At 69.1% G+C, this 15,289-nt stretch carries 14 protein-coding genes and 2 pseudogenes; 8 read left to right on the top strand and 8 right to left on the bottom strand.

The window, feature by feature from the left end; all coding sequences use genetic code 11:
• Positions 1 to 14: 14 nt before the first annotated feature.
• Positions 15 to 671, bottom strand: coding sequence for a TetR/AcrR family transcriptional regulator (locus ACPUER_RS01590; protein ID WP_175960618.1), 657 nt, complete (start codon positions 669 to 671; stop codon positions 15 to 17).
• 88 nt (positions 672 to 759) lie between these two features.
• Here ACPUER_RS01590 and ACPUER_RS01585 point away from each other — a divergent pair.
• The 3 genes and pseudogenes from ACPUER_RS01585 to ACPUER_RS01575 form a co-directional block, all read left to right on the top strand.
• Positions 760 to 861, top strand: a pseudogene (locus tag ACPUER_RS01585) (short-chain dehydrogenase); the annotation flags it as partial.
• A gap of 134 nt (positions 862 to 995) precedes the next feature.
• On the top strand, positions 996 to 2,579 hold the full coding sequence (locus ACPUER_RS01580) for a flavin-containing monooxygenase (protein ID WP_425130181.1): 1,584 nt from the start codon (positions 996 to 998) through the stop codon (positions 2,577 to 2,579).
• Positions 2,580 to 2,586: 7 nt separating this feature from the next.
• Entirely contained in the window at positions 2,587 to 3,573 is a 987-nt protein-coding gene (locus ACPUER_RS01575) for an alpha/beta fold hydrolase (protein ID WP_425130180.1), read from the top strand.
• A gap of 54 nt (positions 3,574 to 3,627) precedes the next feature.
• Here the strand turns inward: ACPUER_RS01575 and ACPUER_RS01570 are convergent, their stop codons facing one another.
• Complete coding sequence (locus ACPUER_RS01570) at positions 3,628 to 4,026, bottom strand: carboxymuconolactone decarboxylase family protein (protein ID WP_175960624.1); 399 nt, start codon at positions 4,024 to 4,026, stop codon at positions 3,628 to 3,630.
• 372 nt (positions 4,027 to 4,398) lie between these two features.
• Positions 4,399 to 5,205 carry a hypothetical protein gene (locus ACPUER_RS01565; protein ID WP_425130179.1) on the bottom strand — a complete coding sequence of 269 codons (807 nt, stop codon included), beginning with the start codon at positions 5,203 to 5,205 and terminating at the stop codon, positions 4,399 to 4,401.
• Here ACPUER_RS01565 and ACPUER_RS01560 point away from each other — a divergent pair.
• A complete protein-coding gene (locus ACPUER_RS01560) occupies positions 5,189 to 6,478 on the top strand; it encodes a collagen-like triple helix repeat-containing protein (protein ID WP_425130178.1) in 1,290 nt (429 codons plus the stop codon). The genes ACPUER_RS01565 and ACPUER_RS01560 overlap by 17 nt on opposite strands.
• A 127-nt stretch (positions 6,479 to 6,605) precedes the next feature.
• Positions 6,606 to 7,889 carry an isoprenylcysteine carboxylmethyltransferase family protein gene (locus ACPUER_RS01555; protein WP_425130177.1) on the top strand — a complete coding sequence of 428 codons (1,284 nt, stop codon included), beginning with the start codon at positions 6,606 to 6,608 and terminating at the stop codon, positions 7,887 to 7,889.
• Between the two features lie 357 nt (positions 7,890 to 8,246).
• On the opposite strand, the gene ACPUER_RS01550 is transcribed toward ACPUER_RS01555, so the two are convergent.
• The gene (locus ACPUER_RS01550) at positions 8,247 to 8,495 is read right to left on the bottom strand and encodes a hypothetical protein (RefSeq protein ID WP_425130176.1); all 249 of its coding nucleotides are present in this window, start codon (positions 8,493 to 8,495) and stop codon (positions 8,247 to 8,249) included.
• Between ACPUER_RS01550 and ACPUER_RS01545 the strand changes: the two are divergent.
• Positions 8,494 to 9,119 (top strand): annotated as a pseudogene (locus ACPUER_RS01545) (histone acetyltransferase); the annotation flags it as partial. The gene ACPUER_RS01550 and the pseudogene ACPUER_RS01545 sit on opposite strands and share 2 nt — an antisense overlap.
• A gap of 113 nt (positions 9,120 to 9,232) precedes the next feature.
• Positions 9,233 to 9,805, top strand: coding sequence for an NADPH-dependent FMN reductase (locus ACPUER_RS01540; RefSeq protein ID WP_425130175.1), 573 nt, complete (start codon positions 9,233 to 9,235; stop codon positions 9,803 to 9,805).
• 79 nt (positions 9,806 to 9,884) lie between these two features.
• On the opposite strand, the gene ACPUER_RS01535 is transcribed toward ACPUER_RS01540, so the two are convergent.
• Entirely contained in the window at positions 9,885 to 10,190 is a 306-nt protein-coding gene (locus ACPUER_RS01535) for a DUF4148 domain-containing protein (protein ID WP_175960639.1), read from the bottom strand.
• Between the two features lie 249 nt (positions 10,191 to 10,439).
• Here ACPUER_RS01535 and ACPUER_RS01530 point away from each other — a divergent pair, with 249 nt between their 5' ends.
• Positions 10,440 to 10,943 carry a DM13 domain-containing protein gene (locus tag ACPUER_RS01530; RefSeq protein WP_425130174.1) on the top strand — a complete coding sequence of 168 codons (504 nt, stop codon included), beginning with the start codon at positions 10,440 to 10,442 and terminating at the stop codon, positions 10,941 to 10,943.
• A gap of 33 nt (positions 10,944 to 10,976) precedes the next feature.
• Here the strand turns inward: ACPUER_RS01530 and ACPUER_RS01525 are convergent, their stop codons facing one another.
• Genes ACPUER_RS01525 through ACPUER_RS01515 form a run of 3 tightly spaced genes read right to left on the bottom strand, consistent with a single transcriptional unit; the run spans position 10,977 to position 15,286 of the window.
• Positions 10,977 to 11,594 carry a DUF2894 domain-containing protein gene (locus ACPUER_RS01525; RefSeq protein ID WP_425130173.1) on the bottom strand — a complete coding sequence of 206 codons (618 nt, stop codon included), beginning with the start codon at positions 11,592 to 11,594 and terminating at the stop codon, positions 10,977 to 10,979.
• The gene (locus ACPUER_RS01520) at positions 11,591 to 12,235 is read right to left on the bottom strand and encodes an OmpA family protein (protein ID WP_174383067.1); all 645 of its coding nucleotides are present in this window, start codon (positions 12,233 to 12,235) and stop codon (positions 11,591 to 11,593) included. The genes ACPUER_RS01525 and ACPUER_RS01520 overlap by 4 nt, the downstream gene beginning before the upstream one ends.
• Before the next feature lie 3 nt (positions 12,236 to 12,238).
• Entirely contained in the window at positions 12,239 to 15,286 is a 3,048-nt protein-coding gene (locus ACPUER_RS01515) for a DUF802 domain-containing protein (RefSeq protein WP_425130172.1), read from the bottom strand.
• Positions 15,287 to 15,289: the final 3 nt, after the last annotated feature.

Genomic DNA, 15,289 nt, shown 5'->3' with positions numbered 1-15,289 from the left:
GCGATGCCATCCGGTTAGCCAATCTCCCGCAATGTCCCCAGCAACACCTTCCTGCAGCTCGCGACCATCTGCGCTTCCGGATCGCGATAGTCGGTGAGCAGCCACGCCGCGCCGACGTTCGTCATCGCGCCGACGAGCGCGAGCCCGATCAGCCGCTGCTCGGTGCGCTCCGCGGGCGTCGCCGCTTCGCGCGGCGCGCCGATCGCCATGATCAGCTTGCCGAAGTCGATCAGCATGCGCTGATACGTCATGTCGGTATCCGCGCTCACGCCCATCACCTCGAGCAGCAGCACGCGCGCCGCGCATGGATCGCGCAGGAACGCGAAGAACGCGGCGAGCCCCGCGTCGACGCTCTCGCGCAGATCGCCGCCGCGCGCGGCGACCGCCTGCGCGACCGCGTCATGCAGCTGCTCCGCGTGATGCAGGTAGGTGCAGCGCAGCAAATCGTCGGTGCTGTCGAACGCCGCATAGAAATAGCGATCGTTCAGCTTCGCTTCCTGGCAGATCGACCGCACGGTCGCCTTGCGGAACCCGACCGTGCCGAACACGCGCGTCGCCGCGCGGATCAGCGCGTCGCGCCGCTCGGCGGCACGCACCTCGGGCGCCACGCCGCCGTACGACCGGCCCCGTTTTTTCGTTTCGAGTGCTTTCTCCATTCCGCTATTTGACATCAGGACACCCTAAAACTAAAGTGGTGACGAACAACACCACAATAGACGCACCGCCGGCGCAGTACGAGCGGAGCGGGAGGAGCAACGGATGAACGGGTTTTCCGGCAAGGTCGCCGCGATCACGGGCGCCGGTTCGGGCATGGGTCGCAGCCTCGCGGTCGAGCTCGCGCGGCGCGGCTGCGAGGTCGCGCGGCAGATCCTCGCGGGCGTCGAGCGCCATGTGCGCCGCGCCCGTGCACGCAACCTTCGCCCGAAGCAAGCCCCCGTGGGAGAACGCGCCCACGCCCCGGCCGCATGCCCGACCACGCCGACCAAGGACCCCGCATGACCTCGACGACGACCGCCCGGCGCGACGCGCCGCCCGCCCCCGGCGCCCGCCACGACCGTGGCGACGGCAACGACCTCGACGTGCTGATCGTCGGCGCCGGCCTGTCCGGCATCGGCGCCGCGTATCACCTGAAGCAGCGCTGCCCGCATGCGAGCGTCGCGATCGTCGAGGCGCGCGACGCGATCGGCGGCACCTGGGATCTGTTCCGCTATCCGGGCGTCCGTTCGGATTCCGACATGTTCACGCTCGGCTACAGCTTCCGCCCGTGGCACAGCGACAAGGCGATCTCCGACGGCCAGACGATCCTCGACTACATCCGCGACACCGCGCGCACGTACGGGATCGACAAGACGATCCGCTACGGCCAGAAGGTCGTCGCGGCCGACTGGGACTCGAACCGCGCGCGCTGGACGGTGCGCATCGAGCGCACGCGCGACGGCGCGACCGACACGCTCGTCTACACCTGCCGCTTCCTGTTCATGTGCAGCGGCTATTACGACTACGACGCCGGCTACCTGCCCGACTGGCCCGGCATGGACACGTTCGAGGGCAAACTCGTGCATCCGCAGCACTGGCCGAAGGATCTTTCGTACGCGAACCGGCGCGTCGTCGTGATCGGCAGCGGCGCGACGGCCGTCACGCTCGTGCCGTCGATGGCGGCCGACGCGCGGCACGTGACGATGCTGCAGCGCTCGCCGACCTACATCGTGTCGCTGCCCGCGCGCGACAGGATCGCGAACGCGCTGCGCCGCGTGCTGCCGTCGCGGCTCGCGCACCGGCTCGTGCGCGTGAAGAACGTGCTGCTGACGATGTACCTGTACAACGTGTCGCGCCGCAAGCCCGACCAGACCAAAAAGTTCATCATCCGCGCGGCCAGCAGGCAGCTCGGCCCCGGCTTCGACGTCGCGAAGCACCTGACGCCGCGCTACATGCCGTGGGACCAGCGCGTGTGCCTCGTGCCGAACGGCGACCTGTTCAAGTCGATCCGCGCGGGCCGCGCGTCGATCGTCACCGACGAGATCGAGCGCTTCACGCCGACCGGCCTCCAGCTGAAGAGCGGCCAGCAGCTCGACGCGGACGTGATCGTCACCGCGACCGGGCTGAAGGTGAAGCTGCTCGGCGGCGCGCGCGTCACGGTCGACGGCCGCGCGGTCGACCTGCCGGAGACCGTGTCGTACAAGGGAATGATGTACAGCGACGTGCCGAACCTCGCGTCGTCGTTCGGCTACACGAATGCATCGTGGACGCTGAAGGCGGAGCTGATCGCGCGCTACGTGTGCCGGCTGCTCAACCACATGCGCGCGAACGGCTACGACACGTGCGTGCCGCGGCTCGGCGCCGGCGATCTCGGCGACGTGCCGGCCGTCAACCTGAGCTCGGGCTACATCCAGCGCGCGGCCGGCATCCTGCCGAAGCAGGGCCATCGCAAACCGTGGAAATTCCATCAGAACTACGTGCTCGATCTCGCATCGCTGAAGTTCAGCGCACTCGCCGATTCGGCGATGCATTTCGAACGCCGCGCGAAAACCGGCCCGGCTGCGACAGCGCCGGTTGCCGAACCCGCACTCGAAACCCGCTGAGGCCGACATGACCCCTACGCTCCATCTGATCCAGAACGTGCTGCTCGGCGTCGTCGCGGTGCTCGCCGCGCTCGCGCTGTTTTCCGGCTACGTCGCCAGCCGCGTGACGCGCGCGTTCCCGCCCGAAGGCCGCTTCGTCGACATCGGCGGCGACCGCATCCACTACGTCGAATACGGCAACGGCCCGCCGATCGTGTTCGTTCACGGGCTCGCGGGGCAACTGCGCAACTTCGCGTACCTGCCGCTCGCGCGGCTCGCGCAGCGGCATCGCGTGATCCTCATCGACCGGCCCGGCGCCGGCCGCTCGACCCGCGGCGCGGGCTCGCAGGCGAACGTGTTCGCGCAGGCGCGCACGGTCGCCGCGTTCATCGACGCGCTGCGGCTCGACAAGCCCGTGCTGGTCGGCCATTCGCTCGGCGGAGCGATCGCGCTCGCGGTCGGCCTCAACCATCCGGACCGCGTGAGCCGGCTCGCGCTGATCGCGCCGCTGTCGCACGAGCAATCCGAGCCGCCGGCGCCGTTCCGGCCGCTGATGCTGCCGTCGCCGCTGGTGCGCCGCTTCGTGTCGTGGACCTTCGCAATCCCGCTGACGATCCTGACCGGCCGCAACGCCGTGCGCCACGTGTTCGCGCCGGAAGACGTGCCGCGCGACTTCCCCACCAAGGGCGGCGGGCTGCTCGGGATGCGGCCGCATGTGTTCTACGCGACCGCGACCGACCTGCTGTCGGCGCCCGTCGACCTGCCCGCGATGGTGCGCCGCTACGCGGAGCTCGCGCTGCCGGTCGACGTGCTGTACGGCCGCGCCGATCCGATCCTGAACTGGCGCGAGCACGGCGACGCGCTCGCGAAGAAATCGGCGCGCGTGCGGCTGAAGGTCGTCGAGGGCGGACACATGCTGCCGGTCACGATTCCGGATGCGACGGCCGACTGGCTGCTCGAAGTCGCCGCCGCGCCGGCCGACGCCGTCGCACGAGCTGCGCGTATCGAGTCCTGAACGGGAACGACGCGGGGCCTGATTCAGTGCCGTGCAGCCGGTGCTGCGATGGAATCAGGCTTCGTCGTCGGGCACCGACAGCCCGAGCTCCGCGATCACCTCGCGCGCGTTGCGGAATGCCTCGACCGCGGCCGGCGCGCCCGCGTACAGCGCGCTGTGCAGCAGTACCTCGCGGATCTCGACGAGGCTCGCGCCGTTATTGAGCGCGCCGCGAATGTGACCCTTCAGTTCCGTGCCGCGGCCGAGCGCCGCCAGCATCGCGCAGGTGCACAGGCTGCGCGTCTTCAGGTCGATCCCGCCCCGGTGCCACGTGCTGCCCCAAGCGTGTTCGTTCAGCCAGTCCTGCAACGGCCGCGAAAATCCGTCGAGGTCGCGCATCGCGCGCTCGACGAACGCCTCGCCCATCACGTCGATCCGCCGCGCCTTGCCGTATTCCCTGTCCTGTTCGCTCATGTCGGTGTCCTGGGTGAAGTCGTGGTCGTGGCCGCGGCGGCGTCGCCGGCGGCCGGGAGATTTCGCGCCATGTTCACGGGGCCGGCGCGTTTCGTCAAAGATGCGGCCCTCGGTTCGCGGCTGTTCGAGGCTGTTCGCGTGACGGGCGGTCGAACGCTACGTAACATCCGGCCGCGCGTTACGGCTGCTTACGGGAACATCGCCACCGCCGCATCCATGCACGGTGCGTGCCCGTCGCGCGAAACCGCCATTCCTCCGTTTAAATCGCGTTGATATTCCCGATTCCTGCAACAAAGCGCGACGCCGTTTCGACAAATCCGTCATGGCGCGGAATTTGCAGTGGAGGCTTGGACACACTTCCAATGTCGAGGCCTACATGCACAATATCTTCAAGAAGACGACGGTAACGATGGCCGTCTCGTCGCTGCTCGCGCTGTACGGTTGTGGCTCGGTCGATGGACCGACGACCCCGCCGACGATCAAGACGAGCACGTCGGGGACGGGCGGCACTTCGGGGACATCCGGTACGTCGGGCGGCGGTTCGTCGGGGACGTCGGGTGGCGGGAGTTCGGGTACGTCCGGTAGCTCGGGCACTTCCGGTACTTCCGGTACTTCCGGGACTTCCGGCACGTCGGGCACCTCGGGCACCTCGGGCACCTCCGGCACGTCGGGCACTTCCGGTACCTCGGGCACTTCCGGTACCTCGGGGACCTCGGGCACGTCGGGCACCTCGGGCACGTCGGGCACCTCGGGCACCTCCGGCACCTCGGGTACTTCCGGTACGTCGGGTACCTCCGGCACCTCGGGCACTTCCGGCACCTCGGGCACTTCCGGCACCTCGGGTACTTCCGGTACGTCGGGTACTTCCGGTACGTCGGGCACCTCCGGCACGTCGGGTACTTCCGGTACATCGGGCACCTCCGGCACCTCGGGTACTTCCGGTACGTCGGGCACTTCCGGCACCTCGGGCACTTCGGGCACTTCGGGCACTTCGGGCACTTCGGGCACTTCGGGCACTTCGGGCACTTCGGGCACTTCGGGCACTTCGGGCACTTCCGGCACCTCGGGTACTTCGGGCACCTCGGGTACTTCCGGCACCTCGGGCACTTCCGGCACCAGCGTCACCCCGCTCGGCAATGTCCTCCAGCAATCCGGCAACCTCGTGACGGCACTCGGCACGACGGTCGCGAACGGCGGCGCTCAGATCGGCGGCGTGCAGATCCCCGGCACGAACCCGACGACGGCCACCAGCGTCGGCAACGCGGTCACGAGCCTCGGCAACGGCGTGCAGTCGCTCGGCAACGGTGTCGCTGCCGGCCTCGGCTCGATCGGCGTGTCGCCGAACCCGCTCGGCCCGACGCTCACGTCGACTACCGGCCTGCTGACCGGCGCCGGCGGCGCGGTCAACAACCTCGGCAACGCAGTGACGAGCCTCGGCACCGGTCCGCTGTCGCCGCTCGCGCCGGCGACGACCCTGGTCGGCAATCTCGTCAACACGGTCGGCACTGCGGTCAACTCGACCGCATCGGCGCTGAATACCGCGCTGAACAGCGCACCGGTCCAACAGCTCGAAACACAGCTCGGCAGCGTGATCAACCCGATCACGAACACGCTGACCGGCGGCGTCACGACGCCCGGCGCCACGCAGACGCTCGGCGGCGCAACCATGCTCGGCGCCCCGCTCAGCGGACTGCTGAGCACGCTCGGCAGCGGCCTCGGCCTCGCCGGTTCGCAGGTCGGCAGCGCGACCGGCAACCCGGTCGGCACGAGCGCCGGCAACAGCGTGTCCCAGCTCGGCAACACGGTGGCGTCGGCGGGCGGCCTGCTGTCCAGCGGCAGCTCGAGCAGCGGCACCAACCCGCTCGCCCCGATTACCGGTCTGCTCGGTACGCTGACGGGCGGGCTCGGCGGCGGCAGCAGCTCCAGCGGTACGGGTGGTACCGGCGGCACCAGCGGCACCAGCGGCGGCCCGCTTGCACCGGTCACCGGCCTGCTCGGCACCGTGACCGGCGCGCTCGGCGGCCTCGGTTCGAGCGGCACGAGCGGCACGAGCGGTACCGGCGGCACGAGCGGCACCGGTGGCTCGGGCGTCGGCGGCCTGCTGGCGCCGGTCACCAACCTCGTCAACGCGCTGACGCCGCTGGGCGCAAGCCTCACCGGCACGGTCACGACGCCGGGGGGCAACGTGACGGGCGCCGTCGGCGGCCTGCTGACGAGCGGCCCGGTCGGCACGCTGACGGGCGCGCTGACGACGCCGGCCGGCTCGGCGGGCGCCAACGGTACGGCGAGCCCCGGCGTCGCAACCGGCACGGCGACGACACCGGCCGGCAGCGGCACCGTGGCGGCCCTGACCGGCAGCTCGAACGGCGGTACCGCGGGCGGTGCAGCCAACCTGCTGTCGCCGGTCACGAACCTGCTCGGCGGTCTGCTGGGCGGCGGCACCAAGAAGTAAGCAGTAACGCTTCACGCATCAGAACCACAGGCCAATGGCCGGGCGCGCATCGATACAAAGCCCGGCCGACGGCCGGCGTCACCCGCCAAGCGGGGGCGCCGGCCGTCATCCCGACGAGGATCCGATCATGAATTCCACGCTCGACGGCATCGCCGCGGTCCAGGACCGCCCGCCCCGTTCCGCCACGCCCTTCCGCGCCGGCCTGCTCGGCATCGCGGCCGGGCTCCTCGCGCTGTGGTTCACGCGCGACCAGCCGGCCCTCGACGCCGCGACGCGCGCAATCATCGCAAGCCTCGCGATCATCGGCACGATCGCGCTGCACGAAATCCTCATCTCGCGCGTCTACCTGCGCCCGAGCGCCGGGCTGTCACGCCAGGCCGTGCGGCCGCTCGGCCTCGCGCGCGTCGCGACGCGGCTCGGCGCGCTCACGTCGATCTATGCGGGCATCGGGATGCTGTACTGGCTGCTGCCCGAATATCACGGCGATTTCTACCGGCCGTTCTGGTCGCTGCTGCGCGCGCTCGCCCCGTACGTGATCGTCGCCGCGCCGTTCTATTTCATGTGGATGGACCGCCATCAGCGCGAAACCGACGACGCGTACCTGCTGTGGGGCCGCTTCCTGTTCCGCCGCGAGCGGCCCGCAAGCTGGCAGCCGGTGCGCGAGATGCTCGCCGGCTGGGGCGTGAAGACGTTCTTCCTGCCGCTGATGACCGTCTACCTGTCGAAGGACGCCGATCATCTGACCGCGTCGCTCGCGCACGCGATGAACGCGCCGATGTCGCTCGCGACGTTCTCGTTCCTGTACGACCTGTCGTTCACGATGGACCTGATGTTCGGCACCGTCGGCTACCTGTGCACGTTCCGCATCCTCGACAGTCACGTGCGCACAGTCGAGCCGACGGCGCTCGGCTGGGGTGCCGCGCTGATCTGCTATCAACCGTTCTGGTCGCTGATCTCGAGCCACTACATCCGCTACGAAGGCTCGCTGTTCTGGGACAACTGGCTGCTGTCCGCGCCGACGCTGCGCGTGATCTGGGGCGCCGTGATCATCCTGCTGCTGATGACCTACGCGCTGTCGACGATCTCGTTCGGGCTGCGCTTCTCGAACCTCACCAACCGCGGGATCATCACGTCGGGCCCGTACCGCTTCACGAAGCATCCGGCGTACATCACGAAGAACCTGTCGTACTGGATGGTGTCGGTGCCGTTCGTCGAGCCGCTCGGCTGGCAGGTCGGGCTCATGCACTGCGCCGCGCTCGTCGCGGTCAACCTGATCTATTACCTGCGCGCTAAAACGGAAGAACGCCACCTGATGCGCGATCCGGACTATCGTGCGTACGCCGAATGGATCGCGCAGCACGGGTTGTTTGCGCGGATCAGGCGGGCGTTCGGGGTGCAGCAGCCGGCGTGACGGAGCGGCCGGCGCGACGCGTCGGCCGGCGGCCGGGGAGGCGCTGCGTTGCCGCGCCGGTCATCGAATGGACGTCGGCGTTTCACCGGTTCCGGATATACAAAGACAGTCGCCACGCACTTTCCCCAATCGCCATGCGATCCGTGTTCGCACGCATCGTTCGGCGCGAAGGCGCGCGGCCGCTTGCGGCCAATTGTCGCGAAACGCCGCGATTCCCCGCTTTTTGTCGCGTTTCTCCGCCGGTCCGATTGCCCGCCCCCGGCACCTCGCGTATGGTGCTGGCCGTGCGCGCTCGAACCGTCGCCCGGACACCCGACCGTCGTCCCGCACGACGGCCGTGCGGGCCGTGCCCGCCGCTCACCGTCTCCGCGATGCCGCCCGCCGGCACCGCGCATTGATGAGGAAAGAGGCGTGATCCACAAAGTCCTGATCCTGTTCGCACTCTGCATCGCGGGCCTCGCCGCGATCGCCGCCGGTTTCCAGCACATCCCCAGCTGATTCGCGGCCCCGGCTCGTTTCGCCGAGCCCGGGGGCCGCCCCCATTCCCTTTCCCTTGTTGCGACGAACCTCTTTCTCGAACCGCCCGGGACGGGCGACCTTTGCCATGCACATCGACGTACAGCATTCCCAGCACGACATCGACGATGAACTCGACACGCTCCACGCACGCCTCCACCAGCCGGGCCATCGCCTGCACGGCCTGCCGGCCGTGGCGCTCGGCCGCTCGGCCGCTCGGGCCTGATCGTCCGCCACCGCGAAGCGGACGGCGAATACTTCCTGTATGTCGAAGATCCGGCCGCGCGCCAGCTCGCCGGCTACACGGTGTTCAACCGCCTTCCCGAAATCCCGCGCCGCGCCGACCGCTACCTGCGCGCACCGCATACGCGGCTGCGCGGCTCGGCGCAACGCAAGGGCCTTGCGACGACGCTGTATCGCTGGGGGCTCGACGCGGGACTGTGCCTGATCAGCGGCGCGCGCCAGTCGGTCGGCGCCGCGCAGCTGTGGACGGCGCTCGCGCAGCATTACCGGCATGGCTTCGTCGATGTCGAAGGCCGCGCGCTGCGTTATCTCGGCGACACCGTTCCTGACGACGTGCACGGCGCGCTGCATACGCGGCGGCTGTTGCTCGGCAACGGGTGGGCGATGACGGGATTCGCGCGGGCGGCCGGGATGAGCGACGCCGAACCGGTTCGCTGCGATTCCGCGACCATGTTCAACGCATCGGCGCGGACCGCGTAGCGTCGGCGACACGCACCGCGCGCCACGCCGCCCGAACACCGATGCGATAATCCGTCCGGTCCGCGCAACGCGGCAGCGCACCACGCCAACCGAAACGCTCATCGATGACCACCGATCCCCGAACCGACGCCGACCGCCGCATCGACATCGTCGCCCTGTGCGGCAGCCTCCGGTCGCAGTCGTACAACGCCGCGCTGCTCGATGCAGCCGCGCTCGTCGCGCCGCGCGGCATGCGCATCGCGCGCTTCGATCGCCTCGGCGAATTCCCGCTGTTCAATCCCGATACCGAATACCCGTCGCCGGCCGCCGTGCGCGACCTGATCGATCGCCTGAACGCGGCCGACGGCGTGCTGATCGCGAGCCCGGAATACGCGCACGGCGTGACCGGCGTGATGAAGAACGCGCTGGACTGGGTCGTCGGGTGCGAGGCGGTCGTCTACATGCCGGTCGCGGTGCTGAATGCGTCGCCGCGCGCGACGCACGCGGACGCGGCGCTGCGGGAAACGCTATCGGTGATGTCGGCACGCATCGTCGAGCGCGCATCGATCGCGCTGCCGATTCTCGGAAGCCAGCTCGATGCGGCGGGCATCGCCGCGCATCCGCCGTTCGCGTCGGCGCTGGCCGATGCATTGCACGCGCTCGGCGCGGCAATTGCCGAAGGCGCGCCGCCGGGCTGACGTTGCGCATCCGCAAACGCATCGCAGTCCAGACGAATCGGACATTGCGCCCGTCGACAGGCGCAATGTCCTGCCCGGATCATCGTCCGCGATAGATCGGCCTGTCGGCGGCAATCGAGCCCGATTCGCTCGCGGTCGGCGACATCGTCCCGTATCCGCTCGTATCGGCAGCCGACGTACCCGTCGAACCGATCTTCGTCAGCGCTTCCGCCAGTTTCGCCGGATAGTGCGGGTCTTCGCCGGTCTGACGGTAGCCGGCCGCGTGCAGTGCGGCCAGTTCGGCCGTGACCTCCGCGCGCGTCACGGTGGACTGCGGCGCGGCCCAGGCGGAAACGGAAGCGGTCGCGGCAACGGTCGCGAGAACATACAGAGCAAGCTTGTTCATGTGAACTCTCCTTGGCATCGACGACGTTGTCGACAGAGAGTGAGTCGATCCGCGAGCGCAAAGATGACACCCGCCGACGGAATTTATTCGACGTCGGCCGCCATGCCGTGCCGTGCCACGACCAGGCGTCGTGCCCGATGTGAACGGCATGATCGGATGAAAACCGATCGGCTGTCAGATTTCGCCGGCTCGCGCGACTACACGCATGTGGCCATGCGCCACCGCCTGTTCTCGTTCAAAGGGTCCGACATGAAAACCAGAATCTGGATACCGATCGCGTCGCATCTCGCGACGGGTCTCGTTGCATTCGCCGCGGGCATCTACGTGCTTCCAATCCTGACGGCATCGGAGGGCGCAAACGCCGTCGAACTGCAAGTGGCCGCCGAAAACACGCGACATACCGGTCGCTTCGAACGCGATCTGCCGGGAAGCGATCCGCTGCACTGGGCAGACGGCAAGCTGACGATCACCGATTCGTCGATTGCCTTCGAAGGCGACGTCGCACCGGGGCCCGACTACAAGATCTATCTCGTGCCGGAATTCGTCGACACCAAGGCGTCGTTCCTCGCGATCAACGCGCGTGCCGCGCGCGTGGGCGACCTGAAGACATTCGGCAATTTCGTCGTGCCGCTTCCCGCCGACGTGAATCCCGCGCAATACACGTCGGTCGTGATCTGGTGCGAACGCTTTTCGAAATTCATCAGCGCGGCCCGGTATCAAAGCGCAGCGACGTCGGGCCAGGTGTCGATGTAACCGGCTCCGGCTGCAACGCTGCGTGGCCGCGTGCTACCGGCTCTTGCCGCGCGCGCCCTTCTTCACCGCCTTCGCGCGCGGCGCTTCCTTCTCGGGCTGCGCGCCGCCGCCGGCGAGATCCTCGAGCCACGCGAGCGCATCGACGTACGACAGGAACTGCTGCAGATATTCCGGCGACAGCTCGCGCATCGTCGACAGCGACCGGTGCACGAGGCTGTTCGAATTGAGCGGCCCCGCATTGCGCGGCACCTGGTCGAGCGACTGGCGGTACTGCTGTTCCGTGCGGACTTTCGACCACATCGTGCGGAAGTAGTCGACCAGCTCGGGATCGAGCCCGAGCCGGTCGGCCTGCGCATCGCGCGCGAGCCGTTCGACGAGTTCCGCAATCGCGCCGCGTACGGGCGCACCGGCCGTGGCTTGCGCATTGTCGCGCGCGGCCTTCGCTTCATCGGCCCGAGCGACGACCTCCGCGAAGCCGTCGATCAACGCTGCCAGCCGCGCGTCGAGCAGCCCGCGAGCGTCGCCGTCGAGCACGGCCGCGCGCCGTTCGAGCGCGTCGATCCGGTGAAAGCGCACGGGATCGAGCCGGTCGGCGCCCTGCTCGCGCCATGCGTCGAGCGTCGCGCGGGCGGGCGTCGCGTCGTCCGTCACTTCGCCTTCCCTCCGTTCGATGCGCTCTTGCGCGGCACTGGCGCAATCTCCACGCGGCGGTTCTTCGCGCGGCCTTCATCGTCCGCATTCGAGCTGACCGGCTGTTCGGAGCCGAACGCGGCCGCGAACACCGATGCCGCCGGCACGCCGGCGTCGATCATCGCACGCGTGACCGTCAGCGCGCGCTTGGCCGACAGTTCCCAGTTGTCCGCGAACTGACGATTGCCGGCATGCACCTGCTGGTCGTCGGCAAAGCCGCTGATCATCAGGATCTCGTCGCGTGTCTTCAGATAGGTGGCCAGCGGCGCGGCCAGCGTCTTCAGCAGGTCGCGGCCCGCGGGCTGCAACTGGTCGGAGTTCAGCGCGAACAGCACGTTGCCGCTGATGCCGATGCGCCCGTTCACGAGCGTCACGCGGCCGGCCGCGAGCGGCCCGGCGAGCGCCTGTTCGAGCGACTTGCGCTGCTGCGCTTCGAGCTGGCGCGCACGCACGGCTTCCTCGAGCTTCGACGTGAGCTGAAGCTGCATGCCGATCACGCCGACGAGGATCAGCACGAACGCGCCGAGCAGCACCGACATCAGGTCGGCGAACGCGGGCCACACCGGCGCGGATGGCGCGCCGCCGTCGATTTCGTCGTGCATGCGTTACGCTCCGACAGGCGCCCGCCGGCCGGCGAGCTGCTGCAAGTCTTCGACGATCTGCTTCTGCGACATCATGCTCAGGTCGATCACCTCGCGCGCCTGCGCGACGTAGTACTCGAGCTGCTCGTCGCTGCGCGCGAGCGATTTCTCGAGCGCGACCTCGATGCGCTGCAGATGGGTCAGCAGCTTGTCGTTCGACTCGCCGAACACCTGCACGGCCATCCCGAACGCATCGCCGAGGCTCGCGACCTCGACTGCGCCCGCGGTGACCTGCGCGGCCACCGAATCGAGCTTGCGCGTTTCGGCATCGACGGTGTCGTTGAAGCGCGCGCCGACGCGGTCGAGCAGGTCGGCCGACGTGCTGACGAGCGCATCGATCGCGGCGCGCTGTTCGGTCGACGCGTGATTGACCGCGCCGAGCAGCGTTTCGAGCGTCGCGAGCAGGCGGCTGCGTTCCTCGAGCGTCGCGGTATCGCGCACCATGCTGTCGGACAGGCGCTGGCGCAGCTCGGCGACGACGTCGGCCGCGGCCTTCGGCGCTTCCGATGCGGCCTGCACGAGGCGCGCGATCTCGTTGATCGTGTCGCTCGCATGCACCTGCGCCTGCGCGGTGATGTCGTTCGCGGCGCGGGCCAGCGTGTCGCAGATGTCCTGCTGGCGCGTCGCGGCCTGCGCGCTCGTCTGCGCCCATTCGTCGCGCAGCGCGGCCGCCATCGCGGCGAGCGAATCGTTCCATGCGGCGAGGCGCTGTTCGTCGCGTGCGGCGAGTTGCGCTTGCAGGCCTGTGTGCGAATCGCGGATCGTCGTCAGCAGTTCGTTCGAGCGTTGTTCGAACGTGGCGGCCTGCGTGGTGAGGTCGCGCGTCGTTTGTGCGAGCGCATCGCAGATTTCCTGCTGACGGCCTGCGCTGTGTACGCCTGCGCGTTGCCATTCGTCGCCGAGCTTCGTCGCCATCGCGGCCAGCGAGTCGTTCCAGGCAGACAGGCGTGCTTCGTCGCGTGCGGCGAGTTGCGATTGCAGGCCCGTGTGCGAATCGCGGATCGTCGACAGCAGTTCGTTCGAGCGTTGTTCGAACGTGGCGGCCTGCACGGTGAGATCGCGTGTCGTTTGAGCAAGCGCGTCGCAGATTTCCTGCTGACGGCCTGCGCTGTGCACGCCTGCGCGCTGCCATTCGTCGCCGAGCTTCGTCGCCATCGCGGCCAGCGAGTCGTTCCAGGCAGACAGGCGTTCTTCGTCGCGTGCGGCGAGTTGCGTTTGCAGGCCCGTGTGCGAATCGCGAATCGTCGACAACAGTTCGTTCGAGCGTTGTTCGAAGGTCGAAGCCTGCACGGTGAGATCGCGTGTCGTTTGCGCGAGCGCATCGCAGATTTCCTGCTGACGGCCTGCGCTGTGCACGCCTGCGCGCTGCCATTCGTCGCCAAGCTTCGTCGCCATCGCGGCCAGCGAGTCGTTCCACGCGGACAGGCGTTCTTCGTCGCGTGCGGCGAGTTGCGATTGCAGGCCCGTGTGCGAATCACGGATCGTCGTCAGCAGTTCGTTCGAGCGTTGTTCGAAGGTCGAAGCCTGCGTGGTGAGATCGCGCGTCGTTTGCGCAAGCGCATCGCAGATTTCCTGCTGACGGCCTGCGCTATGCACGCCCGCGCGCTGCCATTCGTCGCCGAGCTTCGCGGCCATCGCGGCCAGCGAGTCTTTCCACGCGGCGAGGCGCTGTTCGTCGCGCGCGGCCAGTTCGGTCTGCAGCCCCGCGTGCGACTCGCGCATCGCGGCGAGCGTCGCGCCCGAATGCCGCTCGAACGTCGCGGCCGCTTCGCCCAGCGCGCGCGCGTGCTGGCCGGCCAGCGTCTCGCCGACCTGCTCCTGGTGCGACAGCGCTTCGCGCCACGCGTCCGACAGGCGGCCTTCGGTCGATTCGAGGCGCGTCGCGACGCCGTCGAGCAGGTCCGTCGAACGCTGCGCGAACGTGTCGGTGAACTGGCCGAGCGTCGTCTGCAGTTGCTGCGCGACGGCGTCGCCCGCGCGGCGCTGTTCGTCGAGCGCGCGGTTCCAGACGGCCGTCACGTTGCCGGTGGTCTTCTCGAAGCCGTCGGTCAGCCCGTCGAGCTGGCGCTGCACGGCGCCCGTCACGGTGTCGCGCAGCGCGGCCATCTCCTGCGCGAGCCCCGTCATCGTCGCGGCGACGACCGGCTGCAGCGCGGCGCCGGCCACGCGCGCGCTCTCAGCGGCGCTTTCCTTCAGCGCGTCGCCGACGTTCGACGCGAGGCCCGCATACGCGCGCTCGGTCCGGTCGAAAAACGCCTGCTGGCTTTCGAGCTGGCGATCGTGCAGCGCGACGCTGCGCGCCTCGAGCGTCGTCATCATCGTCTGCAGCCGGTCGACCAGCGCCGGCATCACGTCGGCCTGGCGCTGCAGCAGCCGGAACGATTCGTCGCGCTGGTGCGCGGACGAATGCACGCGCAGCGTCGTCGCGATCTTCGCGTCGAGCTGCTGCGCTACGTCGATCCGCTCGCGGCGCACGAGCGCGGACAGCAGCCCGAGCATCGCGGACGTCGCGACACCGGCGATCGACGTGCCGAACGCGAAGCCGAGGCCCTTCACCGGCGCGATCAGCGATGCACGGATCGCGTCGAGATCGGTCGCGCTTTCGAGCGCGGCGCCCGTGCCCTTCAGCGTCACGACCATCCCGAGCAGCGTGCCGAGCATGCCGAGCAGCACCAGCAGGCCGACGAGGTAAGGCGTGAGCGCCGGGCCCGGCAGCGCGACGCGCGCGCCTTCGACACGTGCCCGCACCGCGCCGCGCAGGCCCGGGGGCAGCGTGTCGAGCCACGCGTCGAGCTTCGCCGGCGGCTCGGCCAGGCCCGCGACCGCGCGCGACAGCGTGGCGGTCGCCTGCCGGTAGCGCAGCAGTTCCCATGCGCCGGCGACGTAGCACGCGCCGATCAGCAGCGTGACGGCCGTCGCCAGCGGGTTCGACGCGACATAGCCGACGCCGATCCAGCCCACTGCGAGCAGACCGGCGACGAAGACAACGAGATCAATGCGAATTCTGGACATAGA

Source organism: Burkholderia sp. DN3021 (assembly GCF_049805555.1).
GTDB lineage: Bacteria > Pseudomonadota > Gammaproteobacteria > Burkholderiales > Burkholderiaceae > Burkholderia > Burkholderia pyrrocinia_C.
The sequence above is the reverse complement of the archived record's forward strand: the minus strand, read 5'-3'. Positions and strand labels throughout refer to the sequence as shown.